21 protein-coding genes, 1 tRNA gene, 1 rRNA gene and 1 riboswitch are annotated in these 19,851 nt (G+C 45.7%); of the genes, 16 read left to right on the forward strand and 7 right to left on the reverse strand.

The annotated features are described in order from the left end of the window. Positions 1-96: 96 nt before the first annotated feature. The 9 genes from rrf (at position 97) to thiH (ending at position 7,297) form a co-directional block, all read left to right on the forward strand. Positions 97-212: ribosomal RNA gene (rrf, locus tag L4C34_RS15920) — 5S ribosomal RNA — on the forward strand. Positions 213-301: 89 nt separating this feature from the next. Continuing rightward, a tRNA-Asp gene (locus L4C34_RS15925) sits at positions 302-378 on the forward strand. Between the two features lie 157 nt (positions 379-535). Next, complete coding sequence (crcB, locus tag L4C34_RS15930) at positions 536-919, forward strand: fluoride efflux transporter CrcB (protein ID WP_428790336.1); 384 nt, start codon at positions 536-538, stop codon at positions 917-919. Positions 920-976: 57 nt separating this feature from the next. Beyond that, positions 977-1,075: riboswitch (TPP riboswitch) on the forward strand. A gap of 111 nt (positions 1,076-1,186) precedes the next feature. Next, positions 1,187-3,142, forward strand: a complete 1,956-nt coding sequence (thiC, locus tag L4C34_RS15935; protein WP_428790337.1) for a phosphomethylpyrimidine synthase ThiC — start codon at positions 1,187-1,189, stop codon at positions 3,140-3,142. Positions 3,143-3,145: 3 nt separating this feature from the next. Beyond that, positions 3,146-4,426, forward strand: coding sequence for a thiamine phosphate synthase (locus L4C34_RS15940; RefSeq protein WP_428790338.1), 1,281 nt, complete (start codon positions 3,146-3,148; stop codon positions 4,424-4,426). Beyond that, positions 4,416-5,210 carry a HesA/MoeB/ThiF family protein gene (locus L4C34_RS15945; RefSeq protein ID WP_428790339.1) on the forward strand — a complete coding sequence of 265 codons (795 nt, stop codon included), beginning with the start codon at positions 4,416-4,418 and terminating at the stop codon, positions 5,208-5,210. The genes L4C34_RS15940 and L4C34_RS15945 overlap by 11 nt, the downstream gene beginning before the upstream one ends. Further along, the gene (thiS, locus tag L4C34_RS15950; protein WP_428790340.1) at positions 5,197-5,406 is read left to right on the forward strand and encodes a sulfur carrier protein ThiS; all 210 of its coding nucleotides are present in this window, start codon (positions 5,197-5,199) and stop codon (positions 5,404-5,406) included. The genes L4C34_RS15945 and thiS overlap by 14 nt, the downstream gene beginning before the upstream one ends. Positions 5,407-5,408: 2 nt before the next feature. After that, positions 5,409-6,176 (forward strand): thiazole synthase, encoded by a 768-nt coding sequence (locus tag L4C34_RS15955; protein WP_428790341.1) that lies wholly within the window; start codon positions 5,409-5,411, stop codon positions 6,174-6,176. A gap of 8 nt (positions 6,177-6,184) precedes the next feature. Continuing rightward, complete coding sequence (gene thiH, locus L4C34_RS15960) at positions 6,185-7,297, forward strand: 2-iminoacetate synthase ThiH (RefSeq protein WP_428790342.1); 1,113 nt, start codon at positions 6,185-6,187, stop codon at positions 7,295-7,297. A 171-nt stretch (positions 7,298-7,468) separates the two neighbouring features. On the opposite strand, the gene L4C34_RS15965 is transcribed toward thiH, so the two are convergent. Further along, on the reverse strand, positions 7,469-9,256 hold the full coding sequence (locus tag L4C34_RS15965; protein WP_428790343.1) for an aminopeptidase P family protein: 1,788 nt from the start codon (positions 9,254-9,256) through the stop codon (positions 7,469-7,471). 73 nt (positions 9,257-9,329) lie between these two features. Further along, positions 9,330-10,301: a LysR family transcriptional regulator gene (locus L4C34_RS15970; RefSeq protein WP_428790344.1), complete on the reverse strand. Its 972-nt coding sequence runs from the start codon at positions 10,299-10,301 to the stop codon at positions 9,330-9,332. 56 nt (positions 10,302-10,357) lie between these two features. Here L4C34_RS15970 and L4C34_RS15975 point away from each other — a divergent pair, with 56 nt between their 5' ends. Together L4C34_RS15975 and tsrA are read left to right on the forward strand one after the other, a co-directional pair. Further along, positions 10,358-11,596, forward strand: a complete 1,239-nt coding sequence (locus L4C34_RS15975; RefSeq protein ID WP_428790345.1) for a multidrug effflux MFS transporter — start codon at positions 10,358-10,360, stop codon at positions 11,594-11,596. Positions 11,597-11,734: 138 nt separating this feature from the next. Continuing rightward, positions 11,735-12,016 (forward strand): H-NS-like global regulator TsrA, encoded by a 282-nt coding sequence (gene tsrA, locus L4C34_RS15980; protein ID WP_428790346.1) that lies wholly within the window; start codon positions 11,735-11,737, stop codon positions 12,014-12,016. A 54-nt stretch (positions 12,017-12,070) separates the two neighbouring features. Here the strand turns inward: tsrA and asnC are convergent, their stop codons facing one another. Further along, complete coding sequence (gene asnC, locus L4C34_RS15985) at positions 12,071-12,535, reverse strand: transcriptional regulator AsnC (protein WP_428790347.1); 465 nt, start codon at positions 12,533-12,535, stop codon at positions 12,071-12,073. A 136-nt stretch (positions 12,536-12,671) separates the two neighbouring features. Here asnC and L4C34_RS15990 point away from each other — a divergent pair, with 136 nt between their 5' ends. Beyond that, positions 12,672-13,454 (forward strand): class I SAM-dependent methyltransferase, encoded by a 783-nt coding sequence (locus L4C34_RS15990; protein ID WP_428790348.1) that lies wholly within the window; start codon positions 12,672-12,674, stop codon positions 13,452-13,454. 162 nt (positions 13,455-13,616) lie between these two features. On the opposite strand, the gene L4C34_RS15995 is transcribed toward L4C34_RS15990, so the two are convergent. Further along, entirely contained in the window at positions 13,617-14,498 is an 882-nt protein-coding gene (locus tag L4C34_RS15995) for a carboxylate/amino acid/amine transporter (RefSeq protein ID WP_428790349.1), read from the reverse strand. Between the two features lie 55 nt (positions 14,499-14,553). Continuing rightward, positions 14,554-14,979, reverse strand: a complete 426-nt coding sequence (locus L4C34_RS16000) for a universal stress protein (protein WP_428790350.1) — start codon at positions 14,977-14,979, stop codon at positions 14,554-14,556. A gap of 162 nt (positions 14,980-15,141) precedes the next feature. Between L4C34_RS16000 and ftnA the strand changes: the two genes are divergently transcribed. The 3 genes from ftnA (at position 15,142) to L4C34_RS16015 (ending at position 17,351) form a co-directional block, all read left to right on the forward strand. Then, positions 15,142-15,669 carry a non-heme ferritin gene (gene ftnA / locus L4C34_RS16005; protein WP_428790351.1) on the forward strand — a complete coding sequence of 176 codons (528 nt, stop codon included), beginning with the start codon at positions 15,142-15,144 and terminating at the stop codon, positions 15,667-15,669. 63 nt (positions 15,670-15,732) lie between these two features. After that, positions 15,733-16,056 carry a universal stress protein UspB gene (gene uspB / locus L4C34_RS16010; protein ID WP_428790352.1) on the forward strand — a complete coding sequence of 108 codons (324 nt, stop codon included), beginning with the start codon at positions 15,733-15,735 and terminating at the stop codon, positions 16,054-16,056. A gap of 107 nt (positions 16,057-16,163) precedes the next feature. Then, positions 16,164-17,351, forward strand: a complete 1,188-nt coding sequence (locus tag L4C34_RS16015) for a BaiN/RdsA family NAD(P)/FAD-dependent oxidoreductase (RefSeq protein ID WP_428790353.1) — start codon at positions 16,164-16,166, stop codon at positions 17,349-17,351. A gap of 49 nt (positions 17,352-17,400) precedes the next feature. Here the strand turns inward: L4C34_RS16015 and L4C34_RS16020 are convergent, their stop codons facing one another. Further along, positions 17,401-17,802: a hypothetical protein gene (locus L4C34_RS16020; protein WP_428790354.1), complete on the reverse strand. Its 402-nt coding sequence runs from the start codon at positions 17,800-17,802 to the stop codon at positions 17,401-17,403. Between the two features lie 200 nt (positions 17,803-18,002). On the opposite strand from L4C34_RS16020, the gene L4C34_RS16025 reads away from it, so the two are divergent. Further along, positions 18,003-18,827 (forward strand): HDOD domain-containing protein, encoded by an 825-nt coding sequence (locus tag L4C34_RS16025; protein ID WP_428790355.1) that lies wholly within the window; start codon positions 18,003-18,005, stop codon positions 18,825-18,827. A gap of 7 nt (positions 18,828-18,834) precedes the next feature. On the opposite strand, the gene L4C34_RS16030 is transcribed toward L4C34_RS16025, so the two are convergent. Continuing rightward, positions 18,835-19,740, reverse strand: coding sequence for a DMT family transporter (locus L4C34_RS16030; protein ID WP_428790356.1), 906 nt, complete (start codon positions 19,738-19,740; stop codon positions 18,835-18,837). Positions 19,741-19,851 lie beyond the last annotated feature (111 nt).

The raw sequence follows: 19,851 nt of genomic DNA on the forward strand, positions 1-19,851 counted from the left end.
CCATACAACACCTAAGGGGTTTTGTGGACTCAAAGCCAAGAACGAATTGAATGTGTGACGAACTTTTAAAGCCAGCTTTCCGAATTTAAGCATTTGCTTGGCGACCATAGCATTGTGGACCCACCTGATTCCATGCCGAACTCAGAAGTGAAACGCAATAGCGCCGATGGTAGTGTGGGGTTTCCCCATGTGAGAGTAGGACATCGCCAGGCTTTAATACCGTCTTAGGTTACAGACCCAAGACAAACCTGAATAAAGCAATCTAACCATAAGACTTTATTTAGGGTAAAAATACCGCTGCGGAGTGGTAGTTCAGTTGGTTAGAATACCGGCCTGTCACGCCGGGGGTCGCGGGTTCGAGTCCCGTCCACTCCGCCACTTATTAGAAACCCCAGTCGAAAGACTGGGGTTTTTTGCGTTTAAAATCAAAATTATACCTACCCATTTTCTATTCGATATCACTCAATCTTAGTTTGAGTGGTCACATTGTGAACCCTATCCGATAGAATACGATTAATTATTTAGGGGATGAAGTATGAATCAGTTTTATGTATTAGCCAGTATTGGACTCGGCGGAGCTTTTGGTGCTTGTTCAAGGTATTTAGTGGCTGAGTTGTGCGCCATGTTATTTGGGCGCGGCTTTCCTTATGGCACATTGACGGTCAATGTAGTCGGATCTTTTATCATGGGCCTGTTGGTTGCAGCGTTTGAGACGGAGTTGTTAGCGACTGAACCTTGGAGACAAATTATCGGTCTAGGTTTTCTTGGCGCATTAACTACCTTCTCTACCTTTTCAATGGACAATGTCACCATGATTCAACAGGGGGCCTTTATGAAAATGGGCCTAAACGTTATGTTGAACGTTGTATTAAGCATCTCAGCTACTTGGGTTGGTTTTCAATTGCTTACTCGCTCATAGAAATTGTCACAAAAATAATGAATAAGCTGGTTAATCTGGATTAATTTCATATAATAACTTCACTTGTCGGAGTGCCACATGGCTGAGACCGTTAACCCGGGATCCGTTGAACCTGATCAGGCTAATACCTGCGAAGGAAACAAGAGAAGATTCAACCAATTTATTATTGGTTTCCTGTCACCATATACCTTATTTTTCTAATAAGGGTTTCTTCTTGTAGCATCCATCCGTCAAGCATTTTTGTTATAAAATCAACAAGGAAATGCTATGTCGAGCCGTAAACAATCCAGATTAGAAGCAAAGCAGTTCATCGACTCTTTGTCTGTAGAATCGTACCCTAACTCTCAAAAAGTCTATGTCGAAGGAAGTCGCCAAGATATCCAAGTGCCAATGCGGGAGATTAGCCTCGCGGACAGCTTGATCGGTGGCGGTAAAGATAATCCAATCTTTGAACCTAACGAGCCTATTCGCGTTTACGATACTTCTGGCGTCTATACTGATCCTCAGCATCACGTCGACCTATATCAAGGGCTACCTAAGGTTCGTGAGCAGTGGATTGACTCTCGAAGTGACACGCACGTTCTCAGCAGCGTGAGCTCTACCTATACTCGTGAACGCTTAGATGACGAAACGTTAGATGACCTTCGCTACGGTAACCTACCTAGAGTGCGACAAGCTAAAAACGGCCAGTGTGTTACTCAATTGCACTATGCTCGCCAAGGTATTATCACGCCTGAAATGGAGTACATTGCGATTCGAGAGAATATGGGTCGCAAGAAGTATTCGGATGAACAGTTGAATATTCAGCACCCAGGTGTTGGTTTTGGTGCCAATCTACCTAAAGAAATCACTCCTGAGTTCGTACGTCAGGAAGTCGCGGAAGGTCGCGCGATTATACCATCCAATATCAATCACCCTGAATCAGAGCCTATGATTATTGGCCGCAATTTTTTGGTGAAAGTGAACGCTAATATTGGTAACTCATCGGTTAGCTCGTCGATAGAAGAAGAAGTAGAGAAATTGGTGTGGGCCACACGCTGGGGTGGTGATACGGTCATGGATCTATCGACGGGGCGCAACATTCACGAAACCCGCGAGTGGATTCTCCGTAACAGTCCTGTGCCGATCGGTACGGTACCAATGTATCAAGCCTTGGAGAAGGTCAACGGCGTTGCAGAGAATTTAAATTGGGATGTGATGCGCGACACGCTCATTGAGCAAGCTGAGCAAGGTGTTGATTACTTTACCATTCATGCTGGGTTGTTACTGCGCTACGTACCTATGACTGCAAAACGTGTGACAGGTATTGTTTCTAGAGGCGGTTCTATTATAGCGAAGTGGTGTTTGGCACATCATCAAGAAAGTTTTCTTTATACGAACTTCCGCGAAATCTGTGAAATTTGTGCCAAGTATGACGTAGCCTTATCTCTTGGCGATGGACTTCGTCCGGGATCAATTGCCGATGCTAACGATGAAGCGCAATTTGCCGAACTGATGACGCTAGGTAAATTAACCAAAATTGCTTGGGAATATGATGTTCAAGTCATCATTGAGGGCCCAGGTCACGTTCCTATGCATATGATCAAAGAGAATATGGATTTGCAACTTGAACATTGCCATGAAGCACCTTTCTATACTCTAGGGCCACTAACCACAGATATCGCGCCGGGTTATGATCATATTACTTCTGGTATCGGTGCCGCCATGATCGGTTGGTATGGCTGTGCGATGCTTTGCTACGTGACGCCGAAAGAACACCTTGGCCTACCTAATAAAGATGACGTAAAAACGGGTTTAATAACCTATAAGTTAGCCGCTCACGCAGCAGATTTAGCTAAAGGTCATCCGGGTGCTCAAATCCGAGACAATGCTCTATCCAAAGCACGCTTTGAGTTTCGTTGGCAGGATCAATTTAACTTGTCTCTCGACCCAGACACTGCGCAAGCTTTTCATGATGAGACTCTTCCACAGGAGTCTGGAAAGGTCGCACACTTTTGTTCGATGTGCGGACCGAAATTCTGTTCCATGAAAATTTCCCAAGAAGTGCGTGAGTACGCCAAGACTAATGGCACAAAGCTTATTGATGAAGCTCTGTCTATTAAGATGATTGACGACCCTCTTGAAGGGATGAAACAAAAGTCACAAGAATTTTTGGCGTCAGGTTCGGAGCTGTACCATCCAGCCGCTGACGTTAAGGCTAACACAGCAGATATCGAGGACTAGGCAGTGGAAATCCTAGTCCCATCTAATTACAAAGAATGGACTGGTGAGCTGCAACGATGTTTATTGTCTGTTGGTGCGCAAGGCTTTTGCGTAGCAGACATTCAGTTGGGCATCAGCCCAACTGAATGCTTTGTTCTTCGTTGTGGAGGTCAATCTCAGCGCACTCTCCGATTGACCTCAGATATCGTTGGTTGTGGCACAGGTCTAAGTCAAGTTGACTATTTAATATCTTATCCTTCATTTTCGTCGCCCTCTTTTAGCGAAGCGCAGAAGCACGTGACCTCTACGTCTCAGCAAGTCTATATTGGCGTTGGCGACGAAATGGGATTATCTACTTATGACGTATGGATGAGTGAGGGGGTAGTCAAGCACTCTACAAGAACTGAAGCTTCTGCATGTTCACTTACAATTATTCAACCGAAGCAGCATTTTTGCTGGTTGCTGTCGTTGTTATCGGTTGAATTTTCAATAGATGATGCGCTCATTTTATCGAATGCGCTGTGCTATGTTTCACGTGAAACATGGCCAAAGTCTACCAAGGATTTTCCATTGGTTACGGCGAGTGATACTAAAATTCTACGTGAATCTATGAATATCTATAACAGCTTTCCTCGAGTAGATAAGAATAGGCTAACCCTTTACCCCATTGTTGACAGTATAGAACAGCTACAACGTTTACTTCAGTTAGGCGTAACAACGATCCAATTCCGAATCAAAAATTTGCCAGTTGAGCTAGTCGAGCGACAAGTTGAGGATGCTATAGGACTCGGTAAGCGGTTTAATGCTCAGCTATTCATTAATGATTATTGGAAACTTGCGATTAAGTATTCCGCTTTCGGAGTTCACCTGGGGCAGGAGGATCTTATTGATTCAAATCTTGAACAGATTCTAGAGTCCGGCCTTGCGCTTGGCGTTTCTACACACAGTTATTTTGAATTACTTTCGGCGCTGGATTTTAACCCTAGTTACATCGCGGTCGGTCCAATATTTTTTACCCAAACCAAACAGGTGTTAGCTCGTCCTCAAGGGATCGCCAAATTGAGGGCATTTAATCATTTAGTGGCTGAGTACTCCAATTCAAATATAGCAACAGTATCAATTGGTGGGATTAATCTAGCCAATGTTTCGTCAGTGTGGGCGACTGGGGTGGATAGTGTCGCGGTGATTGGCGCGCTTTCGGAATGTAGCGATTTGCAAGGCACTGTCCAATCTTTTAACAGAGCCCTTGAGTCTCAGCGCGGTCGCGATATTAAATGCGACAAGGAGGACCACATTGCTCTCTGATCAGCAGTTTTTACGATATCAAAGACAAGTTGCGCTAGAGGAGTTCGGTGAACACGGTCAGCAGACGTTACTTAATAGTAAGGTGCTAATCATAGGCTGTGGAGGTCTTGGTTGCGCAGCTGCTCTATATCTCGCCGCGGCTGGCGTTGGGCAAATGGTACTTTGCGATGATGACACGCTAGAATCCTCAAATTTACACCGGCAAGTCGCATTTCGTCGTAGTGATCTCGAGGAGCTTAAAACTACCGCGCTCGCGAAGCAGATAACCCTGCTAAATCCTGACGTCCGAGTTAGAACAGTGCGACGTCGTATGGAAAAGTCTCAGCTTGAAATGGAAGTGATGCTCGCAGATATAGTACTGGATTGCACGGATAACTTTCCTTCTCGTCAGCTAACTAACCTTGTTTGTTATGAACAACGCACCACGCTGATTAGCGGAGCCTCGATTGGTTGGCAGGGGCAATTTGCAATGTTTAGCTACTGCGATGATGAATCTGCTGGCTGTTACCGGTGCTTATACCCATTTGATGATATTCCCGTCAAAACTAAATGTAGTGAGCTTGGGGTGGTCGGTCCGGTGGTGGGGGTCATGGGAAACTTACAGGCAGTCGCGGCGTTGCAAAAGCTAGTGTTAGGCGAAGCGAGGGTTTCGGTAAGCACGTTACATCTGTTCGATGGGCAGATGTTTGACTGGCAAAAACTCAACATTCCCAAGGTAATTACTTGCCCAGTGTGCGGAGACGAAAACGGCCTTATGGAGAGGGCAGAGTATGAATCCAATTAGTTTCGCTATCAATGGTATTGCAAGAGAGGCGCAGCCAAATTCCAGTATCAAGGATGTTATCACAGCGTTTAACCTACCTAAACTGGGTGTGGTTTGCGCAGTCAACGGCCAGATTGTCCCTGCAACAGAATGGGATGATAAAGTCGTTTCTCAAGGCGATGTAATTTCGTTGTTTCAAGCGATTGCAGGTGGGTGAACATGTTATGTATTAATGATTTTCAATTTTCGTCGCGTTTATTTACAGGCACGGGAAAGTTTAGCAATAGTGAGGTTATGTCAGCCGCCATTACTGCTTCTGGTTCTCAAATGGCCACAATGGCCCTGAAAAGGGTTGATCTCGAAGCTCAACATAGTGATGACATTCTGTCTCCTTTAGTCGAGAATTCAATTAAGTTACTCCCAAATACTTCTGGGGCGAAAAACGCTCAAGATGCAATCTATGCTGCGCATTTAACACGGGAGGCGCTCGGAACGAATTGGGTTAAACTTGAGATTCATCCTGACCCAAGATATCTGATGCCTGACCCCATCGAAACCTTGCTCGCTGCGGAACAACTGGCTAAGGAAGGATTCACCGTTTTGCCATACTGTCACGCCGACCCTGTATTGGCCAAAAGATTGGAGGAGGTTGGCTGCGCAGCTGTTATGCCTCTTGGCTCACCAATCGGTAGTAACAAGGGATTGGCATCGCGCGAGTTTCTTAAAATTATTATTGAACAGGCAAACGTCCCAGTTATCGTGGATGCTGGAATCGGGGCGCCGTCCCATGCCGCTCAGGCGATGGAAATGGGTGCCGATGCGGTATTAGTCAACACAGCGATTGCTGCTGCCAGCGACCCGACAAAAATGGCATTGGCATTCAAGTATGCGGTTGAAGCTGGCCGCATGGCCTATGAAGCTGGTTTGGCGGGGCAAGTTTCTCTTGCTAGTGCATCTAGCCCGTTAACAGCATTCCTGGATAAATAGGGCATATAATGAGCTTCGTAAATAGATTTAATCAGCTCAATTGGGACGATACTTATTTGTCTATTTATGGCAAGACGTCTCACGATGTTGAAATTGCGTTAAGTAAAACCTCATTGACTTTAGAGGATTTTAAGGCGCTGATTTCACCCGCGGCAGAACCTTACTTAGAGCGCATGGCACAAAGGTCAGCAGCGTTAACGCGACAGAGATTTGGTCATACCGTGTCTATGTACATACCACTTTATCTTTCAAATCTTTGCTCAAATGCCTGCACGTATTGTGGATTTTCGATGGAGAACCGAATCAAACGCAAGACGTTGAATGAGACTGAAATCTCTGCTGAGGCGCATGCGATCAAAAAGATGAAGTTTGATAGTGTGCTACTGGTAACGGGTGAGCACGAAACTAAAGTCGGTATGGAGTATTTTTCTCGTGCGCTACCTGTGATTAAAAACGAGTTTAGCTATGTAGCAATGGAAGTGCAGCCTCTCGATCAGACTGACTACGAAGAGTTGAAGGCGCTTGGACTCGATGCCGTGATGGTTTATCAGGAAACATATCACCCATCGACCTATGCCAAGCATCACCTACGTGGAAAGAAGCAAGACTTCTATTATCGCTTAGATACCGCAGATAGATTAGCGAAGGCGGGCATAGACAAAATAGGTATAGGGGCATTGATTGGTCTTGAGGATTGGCGGACTGACAGCTTGTATGTTGCCGAGCATCTAGATTACCTTCAGCGTACCTACTGGCAAACAAGATACTCCATTTCGTTTCCTCGCTTGCGTCCGTGTGAAGGAAGCCTGAAGCCGAAATCAGAGATGTCTGATCGTCAGTTGGTGCAGTTAATCTGCGCCTATCGGTTGTTCAGTCACGATGTCGAACTCTCTTTATCAACTCGTGAGGCACCAATTTTCCGAGATAACATATTGCCACTCGGTATTACTAGTATGTCGGCTGCATCTAAAACCCAGCCGGGCGGGTATGCATCTGCTAGTGAAGAGCTGGAGCAGTTTGAGATTTCTGACGAGCGTTCAACCCAAGAGATTGAAGCTATGATCAGGAAAAATGGATTTGCTCCGGTCTGGCAAGATTGGCATTCGAGTTATTCTGGGTGAATTGTTTCACGTGAAACATCGATGTTTAGGTTTAGGCACTTAGATTTAGGTACTTAGATTTAAAAGCGGCGCTGATGGTGCGCCGCTTTTTCAGTTTGTACTTAGGAGCTGTACAGTTTAGTGCGTTTAGTGCGTTTCCACTTTGATCATCCTTAATCTAACCCACTTGTATTACCTTGTAAGCGTCGCTGTTGCCTGTTCTAACCAAGCTTTAACGTCGCCGGATACTAGTGGGCTAATGTCACTCCAAACTTGTTGATGATAACGATTGAGCCATGCTATCTCTGCATCTGAAAGCAACTCAGTATTAATATTTCGCTGGTCAATCGGACAACGCGTCAAAGGCTCAAATGTGAGGACTGGGAAATCACCGTTGGTTTCTTTCTCCACGACTAGCTCTAGGTTTTCAATACGAATACCGAAGGCGTCAGCACGGTAATATCCAGGTTCATTTGACAGCACCATTCCAGGTAACAGCGGAACATTTACGTAACGCTTAGAAATGCTCTGTGGCCCTTCATGTACGCTGAGAAAATGACCTACACCGTGTCCAGTTCCATGATCGTAGTCGTACCCTTGTGCCCATAAGTGCTGTCGGGCAAGGGTATCGATTTGGTGACCACAAGTCCCTTTCGGGAAGCGAGCCGTCGTAACTCCAATATGCCCCTTTAATGCCAAGGTAAACTGGTTGATCATATCTGAAGACGGATGACCAATTGCTATGGTGCGTGTGATATCTGTTGTGCCATCTAAGTATTGCCCACCTGAATCTAATAGGTAGAGTGAGTTCATTTCTAAGTAGGTAGATTCTGGCTGGTTATTATGATTGTAATGGCACATGGCGGCATTGCTGCCAGCCGCTGAAATGGTATCGAAGCTTAAATCGACCAAATTAGGGTCTTCAAAGCGGAACGCTTGCACTTTGTCCGATAAAGTAGCTTCATCATGAAGTTTGCCCGCGGAAACTTCACTGTCGAGCCAAGATAAGAATTTGGCCATTGCGACACCATCTCGAATATGACTAGCTTTCATTCCTTCGATCTCAACTGAATTCTTGGCAGCTTTCACGAGTGCGCATGGATCTTGGGTTGCGATGATTTTCGCGTCGGCTTGTTCAAGCGTCATACTTAGCCAAGCATTGCTGGTGCTAGGATCGATACTGACTTGTTTACCTTTCAATGTCTGCAAAACGGATCCATATTCTTCAGGAGAATAAACTGATACGCCGGCGCCAGCGTGTCCAGCAAACGCATCATTAACGCGAGAAGATTCAATGAAAAACTGCACGTCGCCATTGTTATGCAAAATAGCGTGCGACAATAACACTGGTAGCCGAGACACATCCATACCACGAATGTTCAATAGCCAGCATACTGAGTCTAGGGCTGTAATTACGGCGCAATCTGCACCTGAATCAGCAACCACGCTTCCGATGCGTTGGCGTTTTTCTTGGCATGACACTCCGACTTTATCGATTGACATTAATCGCATATCGGTGAGAGCTGGGGTTGGTCGGTCGGCCCAGTAAAGGTCAATCGGGTTCTCAGCCACCGTGACTAACTGTTGTTGCTGTGCAAGTTTTGTTAGCGCTCCTTGATACCAATTCGCGGTATGCATACGTGGATCGCATGCAATGATAGCGTCTTTGGCTAAACTTTGACGAATCCAGTCCAGTGGCGGCTGTTCAACTAAGTGGCAATACTCATATAACTCACCATCTACTTGCTTTTTCACCTGCACGGTATAGCGCCCGTCGACAAACATGGCTGCGCGGTCGTGGGTGATCACAGCGGCACCCGCAGAACCGGTGAAACCTGTCAGCCAATGCAGTCTCTCATTGTGTGCTGGAATGTACTCACCCAAATACTCATCTTCATGTGGCACGATGAAGGCGTCGTAATTATTGTCGGCAAGCCAAGTGCGGATCGCATCGACTTTGGCGGAAAAAGAATCAAGCATATTAAAAGTCCTTGTTGTTCAAGCCGTGAATTGTGGCTGAGCATAAAAGAGTGTGCAAATTAGGCCCCTAAAACTACTCCTTTTCACCTTGCGGTGCAATTGTGCCAAAGTGCAACGTTTTGTCGCAGATCACATCTCGAAGCCAAGTGAGCGCTGGATCGTTGGCTCGATCGCGGTGCCAAAATACGGTGTAAGCCATGGGGGGGAGGTCGAAAGGAAGGGGAAGAATTGTGAGGTCCATTTGTTTTGCCGCTAAGTGGATGAAATGGCTGGGCGCTGTGAAGGCAAAGTCGGTATAGGAACACAGACTAGCTGCACTATTGAAGTCAGGGACAGTGATCGCGATGTCTCTTTGTTGACCTATGTCGGCTAAACGGTAGTCCAGTAGCCAGCGGTCGTTTCCTTCATAACGGACTTGCACATGACGGAGGGACAAATAGGTGTCTAAGTCCCAACGGTTGAGGCTTAAAATAGGGTGGTCCCGTTTGACGGCACATAAATTTTTATCGCGATAGATCTCTAGCTCAACAATATCATCGGGAGGTAACAAGGTTAGCTTAGCGTCATTGATATCAATGTCTTTGCCTGTAATCCCAAGGTCCAGTTCGCCCATTTGTAGGCGCTTAAAGGTCTGCTCTGTCCAAGGATGTGTTGAAACAGATAATTTCGGGCCATGTTTAAATACTGCAGGTAGGAAGTGAGGGAAAATAAGTGGATAAACACTCTCTACAGTCGCAATATCAAAGCGGTGTTCGCTGGTGTTCGGACAAAATATCTCGGGCTCAGCAATCGCCTCTAACTGGCCAACGAGTGCTTCTAGTTTAGGTTTGAGAAAAAGGCTTTTCGGAGTAGGTTTGAGTCCGTGGGAGCTGCGTAGAAATAACGGGTCGTCAAACTGCTTGCGGAGTTTCGCGAGTGACTTACTGACGGCAGATTGGCTGAGGCACAGTCGATGTGCGGCTCGAGAGACACTGAGCTCATCCAGTAATACGTTCAGACAAACGAGCAGTTTGAGGTCAATTCGAGATAGTTTCTGTATATTCACTGTGAATTTCCTAATGGGAATATCACTAATGATTATATGTCACTATTAGGCATATCATGAATCAGTTAGAATGTGATCAAACTAACGTTCAGGAGAACATTGCTTTGTCGTTACCTTCTCAATCGGCCAATAAGACCCAAGTATCAATATTGATTCTGTTGGTGCTATTTAGCCCACTCGCTATTGATATTTATCTTCCCGCACTACCGAAAATGGCTCAAGATTTGTCAGTGACGACTGCGATGACTCAAGACACCATCACTTGGTTCTTATTCTCTATGGGCGTTGGTCAATTGTTTGCCGGTCCACTCGCGGATAAGTTTGGACGCAAAGCAATTGCTCTCGTGGGCGTGTCCATATACGGCCTGAGCGCGGCGCTTGCGTCAGTTGCGCACGATATTAACTGGTTGCTGGCTGCGCGCCTGTTACAAGGGCTCGGTGCTTGCGCGACCTCGGTCGCGGCGTTTGCGACGGTAAGGGACTTATTTGGTCCTGAGCGAAGCGGAAAAATGATCAGCTACCTCAATGGGGCTATTTGTTTCATTCCTGCATTGGCCCCGATCTTGGGCAGTTGGATTACTTGGCACTTCGGCTGGCGTAGTAACTTTAGCTTTATGGCAAGTTTCGCGGTGATTATTTTCATATTGATGCTGTTCACTATGCGTGAAAGTAACCAATCTCAAAGTACTCAATCCGTTTTTCATATCGAGCGTTACTGGGCGGTAGTAAAAACACCTTCGTTTTTATTTCATGCCAGTTTGTGTATGTTGGCCATGGCGGCAATTTTAGCGTATGTCACCTCAGCGCCGGGTATACTGATGCAACAATATGGCCTGTCGATGGTTCAATTCACATGGTGGTTTAGTGCCAATGCCATTATTAACATTGTCTCTTGTATTGTGGCTCCAAAAATTATGGACAGGATAGGTGTTCATAAGACTATTATTATTGGTACGACTTTACTCGTTTTGGCGGCAATTGTGATGGCGTTATTTACGTCTACGGCACTTCCAGTCGCTTTTATGCTACCTGTGTTTATTTCTTCAGTTGGCTGCTCATTAATCCTTGGCTCCGCAGCAGGACAAGCCTTGGCGCCATTTGGTGATAAGGCGGGTACGGCGGCAGCAATTTTAGGGCTATTCCAAATGAGTGGCTCTGGCGTGGTGCTCAATGTGATTCAATCGATTCAACTCGCACCGCAATTATTGGTTGCGCTACAAATGCTTATTATTGCGCCCGCGTTGGTCATTTTATTTTCAAATGTCTATCGAAACTGGCATCCCGTCAGAGCGTGATGTATATTTAGTTCAGAGCTAGAAAACACACCAAAGTATAACGTCGTCTTGGGTATCTAAGCGCTTTATGGAGGTGTGTTTTTTAGTTAAACGGCGCAAATTTCTATTCTAGATCTATTCATTGGAAACCTTATACACATGTCGATGACTACTTATAAAATGGCCCGCGTTCTTGAGCAATTGACCGATTCACCTGATAAAGTGATGTATGGTAAATTGTTAAATGAGCTGGGTAATCAAAGTGGTGAGCGCATTCAAAGCGCGGCCAAAAATGTTCCGCTGCACCTACTCAGAGATATCGTTTTTCAGTTCCAACAAGTGATCGAATCTCGAAAAGGTGAGCAAGTTGAAGAGTTAGCCAAACAATTGGCCGATCAGGGGATTTCAGCTGAAGCTCTGCAAAAATATTTAAGCCGTTAGTTTCACGCCAAGTTTATTCCTTGAACCACCTTTGTGCCGGCTGGTGAATGTAAATTAAGGGTTTACGTTCCGGCTGATAGGGTTCTGTAAAGAGATCAAGGTCTCTGTTGAACGGACTTCATCAATGGCTTGGAGTTTGTTAAGTAAGACCACCTGTAGCTCCTCAATCGAACGACACATGAGTTTTACAAATACGTTGTAGGCTCCAGTGGTATAGTACGCCTCAACAACTTCTTCTAGTGCATTGAGTTTTTCCAGCGCAGAATGGTAATCGCGCGCTGCGTTTAAATTAATACCAATAAAACAACATACGTCATATCCGAGCTTTTTCGTATCGACCACGACTTCCGTTTTTAGAATAACCTCAGCCGCTTTCATTTTTTCAATACGTACATGAATGGTTGCCGGGCTGACTTGAAAGCGTTTGGCCATCTCCGCGTAAGGTGTGCGCGCGTCGTCCATTAGCGTTTTTAAAATAGCTTTGTCCAAGTCATCTATCTTGGTATTCGTTTCAGTCATATAACAACCTCGATGGGCGAATGCATAGAGCCATTGGTCTTATTGGTCCGGCTAGTCTAGCATTTCTCGTTAGTGTGCTAGCTTATTATTTTGTACACTGCACTGTTCTCAATAAAAATTACAAGCGGAGATGGCTTTGCTGATCAAGCTGATATCTGAAAGCGACACTAGACCCAACTACTTAAGCGAATTAGCCGACAGATTCGGCCTCCAACAGGATGATGCCGCTCAATTTGCTCTTGTAGACAATGGCGAAAAGCTTGCGTTAAAAAAACTCGATGAGCCTAAATTGGGTGCGATCGTCGTTGATTTTGTCGCTGGGGCGGTTGCCCACAGGCGCAAGTTTGGTGGTGGTAAAGGTCAATCGATCGCAAAAGCCGTTGGCTTAAATAAAGGCGCGGCGCCGATCATTTTAGATGGCACTGCTGGGCTGGGGCGTGATTCGTTTGTGTTTGCGTCTTTAGGTTGTCAGGTACAAATGGTTGAGCGTCACCCAGTAGTGGCGGCGTTGTTGTTCGACGGCTTGGAGCGAGCAAAGGTTGATGCTGAGATTGGGGCTTGGGTGAGTGAGCGCATGTCGTTATATTGCGCGTCGAGCCATCAAGCGCTAGCACAACCCAATTCAATCGTTCAGCCAGATGTCGTCTATCTCGACCCTATGTATCCGCACCCCGTGAATAAGAAAAAGTCAGCGCTGGTGAAAAAAGAAATGCGTGTATTTCAAACCTTGGTTGGAGAAGATTTGGATGCCGACGATCTGTTGTCTGATGCGCTTACGTTGGCCAAAAAAAGAGTTGTGGTGAAAAGGCCTGATTATGCGCCTTGGCTTTCGGGCCGTGAACCAAGCATGTCGATTGCTACCAAGAAGAACCGATTTGACGTGTATGTTTTGGCGGCAATGACGTTAGACACACCTTAGTGAAGGCTTATACTGCCGCGCTCTTTTTAATTGAGTGTTCTAGCTGAGAGTTTCGTAGCTAAGTAGTTTGATCCTGCTGGCTTTCAAGGATGGTGAGTGCTTACATTTTGATATTACTCGCCTTTGAGCCCTATTGCTGAAAGGCGAGCATAGGCTAAAGGGTTAGGTCAATGTTTGGCGTTTTTGCGCGACCTTTCTTTTCACCCAAGTTTCGTTAAACCACAATGAGAAGGCGATCAGTGCGCCGCCCAACAGCAGTTTTGGCAAGTTTACGTCGTGGTTCCATATGACGAGATTGACGATAAGCCCGGCGGGAACTAGAGCGTTATTCATGACCGCTAGCGCGCCAGCGTTCACCTTACAGGCTCCTCGGTTCCAAATAAAATAGCCAAGCCCAGATGCGATCACCCCGAGATACGTCAATATCCCCCACTGAGTGATGCTGGTGGGCAGTTTGCTACTATCACCTAACCAAGTAAAGGCGATCAAAGCGACACACAAAGCGCCGAGATAAAAGTAGCCAAAAATATGATGCTGAGGAAGAGAGTTAGGCTGTTTTTCCATCAGATGCTTATAGCTTACTTGGCCGATGGCAAAGCAAATATTCGCGCCTTGCACGACGAGAAAGCCCAATAAGAAGTGTGAACTGATGGCTGAGTATTTAATTACCGCCGCGCCCAGCACCGCCACAAAAGCCGTGACAAGATACCAAGGCGAGAATTGTCCTTTCATCAAGTCATACAGTAAGGTGACATAAAACGGAGTAAGGATGGTGAAAAGCAGTACTTCCGGTACAGAAAGTAGTAAAAATGATTGGTAATAGAAGCCGTACATTAAGCCAAGCTGAATGCCACCGATCGCCATCAATGACAATATCAACTTTTTACTGATGCCGCGAAAGCGCAAAAATGGCAAAAACACTAACGCTGCCAGCGCGATTCGTATCAATACTGAGAACCAAGCATCAACTTGGCCCGCCAAATATTCGCCAATTAAACTAAACGAAAACGCCCAGACGAGCGTCATCGTATATAAGTAGCCCATAATTTCTATCTTGAGTATTAAAAATGAGCAAGTTTAGCCTAGTTTAGCCAATGCGTCAGTCTTTCAGTGGTACAACAAGCATGTCGACTGGGGAGCAGTTAATCAGCTGCTTGGTTGAGGAAATAAATTTGCTCCAGAAATCTTGGTGGTGGCCACAAACAAGAAGGTCAATATTGAACTCTGTAATGGTGTCACAGAGTTCGTTGCCCAAATCTCCGCTGCCCACAAGAGTGTGTTTGACCGGATATTGAGCTCTATCGGCCATTTTCTGCAAGTGCTGCTGGGACGATTTCATTGTCTGGTTTTGGGTTTCAGCCAAGTTAATATCAATCAGTCCTGTATAGACTTCGGCGTAGCTCACATCGATGTGGATGAAAGAAAGCTCCGCATTAAGGGGTTTAGCCAGCTCGACCGCTCTTTTGACTAAATAATCACTGTCGTTTGATAGGTCAACGGCGACTAAAATGTGTTGATAGCTCATAGCGTAATCCTTTATATGATTCATTTGTATTCAGCCTATCATTGCTGAAGATTCCATTTTGTCGTTGTGATCTCAGTTACACATTCATCATGCAAGATGGTATCGTTAGCGGCAATATCGGCGGCAAAGCTACCGTCAAGTAAATGAAATAGGAGACTTTCGATGTTGTCTAATGCGATGGTAGAACATCTAAATCAACAAATTAATCTAGAATTTTTTTCATCCAATCTATACTTACAAATGAGTGCTTGGTGTGAAGACAAAGGTTTTGAGGGGGCGGCTGAATTTCTTCGTCAACATTCAGTAGAAGAAATGCAGCATATGCAACGGTTGTTTACTTATGTGAGTGAAACTGGCGCTATGCCGATCGTTGGTACCATAGAGGCTCCTCAGCACGAGTTTTCCAGTTTAGGGGACGTATTTCGCTTAACGTTTGAGCATGAGCAGATGATTACAGAGAAAATCAACAAGCTGGCTCACGTAGCGTTTACGTCACAAGATTACTCAACGTTCAGTTTCCTTCAATGGTATGTATCAGAGCAACACGAAGAAGAGAAATTGTTTAAAGGGATCTTAGATAAGCTGGAACTGGTTGGTGAAGACGGCAAAGCGTTGTTCTTCATTGATAAGGATCTAGCGGTTATGGCTAAAGAAGGCTCATCGTCTATTATGGATGCCCCTGCTGCGTAGCGTGTAATATCGCTGCGATCATCTTTTCAGTCAGGCATGGATAGTCGATGTAGGGAGGGAAAGATGATCAGTGGAGAAACCATTTTATTTGCGCTTACGCTTGTGACCGTCATTAACGTCGCAAGATACCTGAGCGCATTGCGGTCTTTGATTTACATTATGCGTGAAGCTCATCCTTTATTGTATCAGCAAGTCGATGGGGGGGGATTTTTTACCACACATGGTAATGTGTCCAAACAAGTTCGCCTCTATCACTATTTGAAAAGTAAAGAATATCACCACCATCATGATGAGTTGTTTACGCATAAATGTGCGCGGGTGAGGGAGTTGTTTGTTATATCGGCACTGTTATTGAGTTTGACTCTAGTGGTCGCCTTTATGCTTTGATGTGGCATTAAATTGTCAACATCGATCTTTCTCGTTACACTAGCGCCGAATTGGCAAGGATGTGCACCCGCACATCCTTTTTTTATGGTTCTTGCTGAGCGAATATCATGAGTAAAAGTGTTGATGTGGTCATTGTTGGTGCAGGTGCTGCGGGCTTAATGTGTGCAGCTGAAGCGGCAAAGCGCGGTCGTCGCGTATTAGTGGTTGATCACGGTAAAAAGCCCGGTCGGAAAATTTTAATTTCCGGTGGCGGACGGTGCAACTTTACTAATTATGATGTCTCGGCAAGTCATTACCTGTGTCAAAATCCTCACTTCGTCAAATCGGCTCTTTCTCAGTACACTAACTGGGATTTCATCGGTATGGTTGGAGAGCATCAAATTGAATTTGAAGAGCGAGATCATGGCCAGTTATTTTGTTTAGACTCCGCCAAGGACATCGTGAAGATGCTATTGGCTGAGTGTGATGACACTTTAATTGAACAGCGCTATCAGGCCGACGTCCACCATATTGAGCCATTAGACAATGGCTTTGCGGTGCACATCGGTACCGAAAAAGTTCACTGCCAGTCACTGGTTGTGGCGACTGGCGGACTCTCTATGCCTAAGCTGGGGGCAACACCATTTGGTTATAAAATCGCTGAGCAGTTTGGTCTCACGGTAATGCCGACCACGGCTGGGCTAGTACCATTTACATTGCACACGCAAGATAAAGAAGATTTCGCTGAGCTATCAGGTATCGCGATCCCGGTTGAAATGAATGCTGAGGATGGCACTGTTTTTCGAGAGGCAATGCTGTTCACGCACCGTGGCTTGTCTGGACCATCCGTATTGCAGATCTCTTCCTATTGGAAAGCAGGCCAGAACGTCACCATTAATCTTGTGCCGGATACGGATGTAGAAGAGCTATTGACCAGCAGTCGAGAAAAGCATCCTAATCAGAGCTTAAAAAATACTTTAGCTAAAGTGCTACCTAAGCGTTTTGTTGAAGTGTTAATCGAGCGTAAGCAACTGCAAGATAAACCACTGAAGCAATACAATCCGAAAGAATTTGATGAGATCAAAACGCAGCTAGAAAATTGGGCGATCAAACCCAATAGCACTGAAGGCTACCGCACTGCAGAAGTGACCTTAGGTGGCGTTGATACCGATGCTATCTCGTCGAAGACGATGGAGTGCAAATCCGTGCCTGGGTTGTATTTTATTGGCGAAGTGCTGGATGTGACCGGTTGGCTAGGGGGCTACAACTTCCAATGGTGCTGGTCGAGTGGGTATGCCGCTGGTCAGCGGTGCTAAATTGTGTAGAAAAATAAAGTTCGCTTATTTAGACATGCAAATAGAAGTGTTACCAACGTTTAAGTTGCTCTTGGCACCATTGAAAAGCTAAGTCTTCATCGGTGAAGACCTGCCAATACATTTGCGGTACCTCCTTGAACAAATCGCCCATCAAATGTTGCTGGATGATCTGGGTTTCCGGGCAGGTGACAACGGCTTGAAACTTCAGGTCACGTGCAACCATAAACGGGATAAAGGCTTTAAACATCTCCCAGACGTCGGGTGTACACAGCGCCCAGTCACGTAAATCGACATGAATGCCCCACGGCGAGCCTTGTAGCTGCAGGGTTTTTTCTGTCATGTCATCGATCAGTGCTTTCCCATCTACATCATTCCATGAGCCATGTGGGTGAATCAGATAAATACCGTCGCGAACTGAATTAACAAAGTAGCCATGAGTTTCAAAATTCATATCACGCTCCTTCTGCTCACCCAAGATTACATGTCTTCGCCTGATAAGATTAGTATGGCTCAAGATAGGCAAAGATCGAGTTTGCTAGCCGCTCCAATTTCGACAGATTATTACTACGGAAATCTGGTTATTTCTCCCTCAACTGAGTCAACTTGTCCTATATTAATGAGACGAATAACGATAACGTTCAGGAGTGATGCATGAGTCATGATGCGCTAATTTCTCGGATCAACGAGTTACCACGTATAGAAAGTGTTTTGCAAGAATTGCTGGAGATGGTGAACCGAGAAACGATTGATTTTGGAGAGTTATCGCGCAAGATGTCAATGGATCAAGTACTGAGTGCACGGGTACTGAGAATGGCCAACTCTGCACACTTTGGTGGTGTGAAGGGGGTATCTACCATCAATGATGCGATCATTCGCGTTGGCGGGGGAGCGATTCGAACCTTGGTGTCTTCATCCATTCTTTCGACCACTTTTCCAAAGCTGGCCACCTTGAACCTGAAAGATTATTGGTCGAATACCTTTGAAGTGTCCATGATCGCTAGCACGATTGCGAAGAATGTGAAATTAGACCCTAACGAAACGTTCACCACTGGGGTATTACACAACATTGGTGAGTTAATGATTCACGCGCTAGTGCCGGATAAAGCGGTGGAGATCATGCGCCGAGTTGAGCAAGGAGAGAATATAACGGAAGTACAGAAGGAATTGTTAGATATCGACTCCCAGCAGTTAGGAGCAGCATTGGCGGAAAGCTGGAAATTTCCGACGGACATGATTGATGCAATTGCCCACGTCAACCACCCCAATCGAGCCGGGGAATCGCGTCGTTTGGCTTGCGTGCTCTATTTGGCGCGTGACGTGCATCACAATTGGGACTCAATGCTCGATAGCCGAGAAAAAACCGCTTATTTGGCCAAACATGGTGCGGCGAAAGCGCTGAAAGTGACGGGAGAGCTGGTAGGAAAAATCGATAAGGTCCGTGGGCAAGGCAGTGAAATGGCCTATCAGCTCTTTTAGATGTCAGCTAAGACAATTGTTTGTTTGCTTGATGAGAGCGAAACTTTAGTTGTTGAACGATCAAGCCCACCACAATTAACACCAAACCTACGAGAGTGGAACGATGAATGGTTTCACCAATGATGGTGGCGAGCAAAATTAACGAAATAAATGGAGAGACAAAAATCAGGTTGCTGATCCGCGCCGTATTTTGAGTCAGCTTGAGTGCTGATAGCCACAACACAAATGTTATCCCCATTTCAAACAGGCCAATATAGCCCGCCGCCGCCCAGCCTTGTAGAGTGACTTGCGACCAATCTGAGCCTTCATAAATGCTGAGGCTGACTGCACAAGGAATCGCGACCAGAAAGCCAAGTAACACGCTGATGATAGGGTCGGCTTTGTTTTTGGTGTTGAGTATCCAATAGCTCGCCCACAATAAAGTTGATAGCAGCGCCAAACCCACGCCAAGCGGGCTGTTAAAATTGAGTCCAAGCACATTACCTTGCGTGGCAATAACTAAGACTCCCAAGTAGCTCAAGCCACTGGCTAACCAATCTTGCTTACGAATACGATGACCTAAAAACATCGCCGCCATTAAGGTGAGTGTAATTGCCCAGCTATAATTGATGGCTTGGGCTTGCGCTGCAGGCAAGAGATCATAAGCCTTAAATAATATGAGGTAGTACGCCAAGGGGTTAATAACCCCCATGCACAGGTAATAGCGAGGGTTAGCTAAAAATACACTGGGAACTTGAGATAATTTTCCTTGATATAAACAAATGGCGCTTAATGCGAAGGCCGACACTATGCTGGCGACAGTCAGCATCTGTACCGGAGTCAACTGCTGCAAGGCAAGTTTAAAGGCGGTGGCTACTGTCGACCACAGCAACACGGCTGATATTGCAAATATTAGCGCTCGGCGCTCATTCATGATTTTCCTCTCCGTAGTGATACATAGTCGTCATTCCTCTGATGTGGGCTGTCAGTCTATAGCCGTTGAACCAAGGCTCAAACTGGACATTTATCCAGTATGGAAATACCA

Source organism: Vibrio profundum (genome assembly GCF_050337555.1).
Taxonomy (GTDB): domain Bacteria; phylum Pseudomonadota; class Gammaproteobacteria; order Enterobacterales; family Vibrionaceae; genus Vibrio; species Vibrio profundum.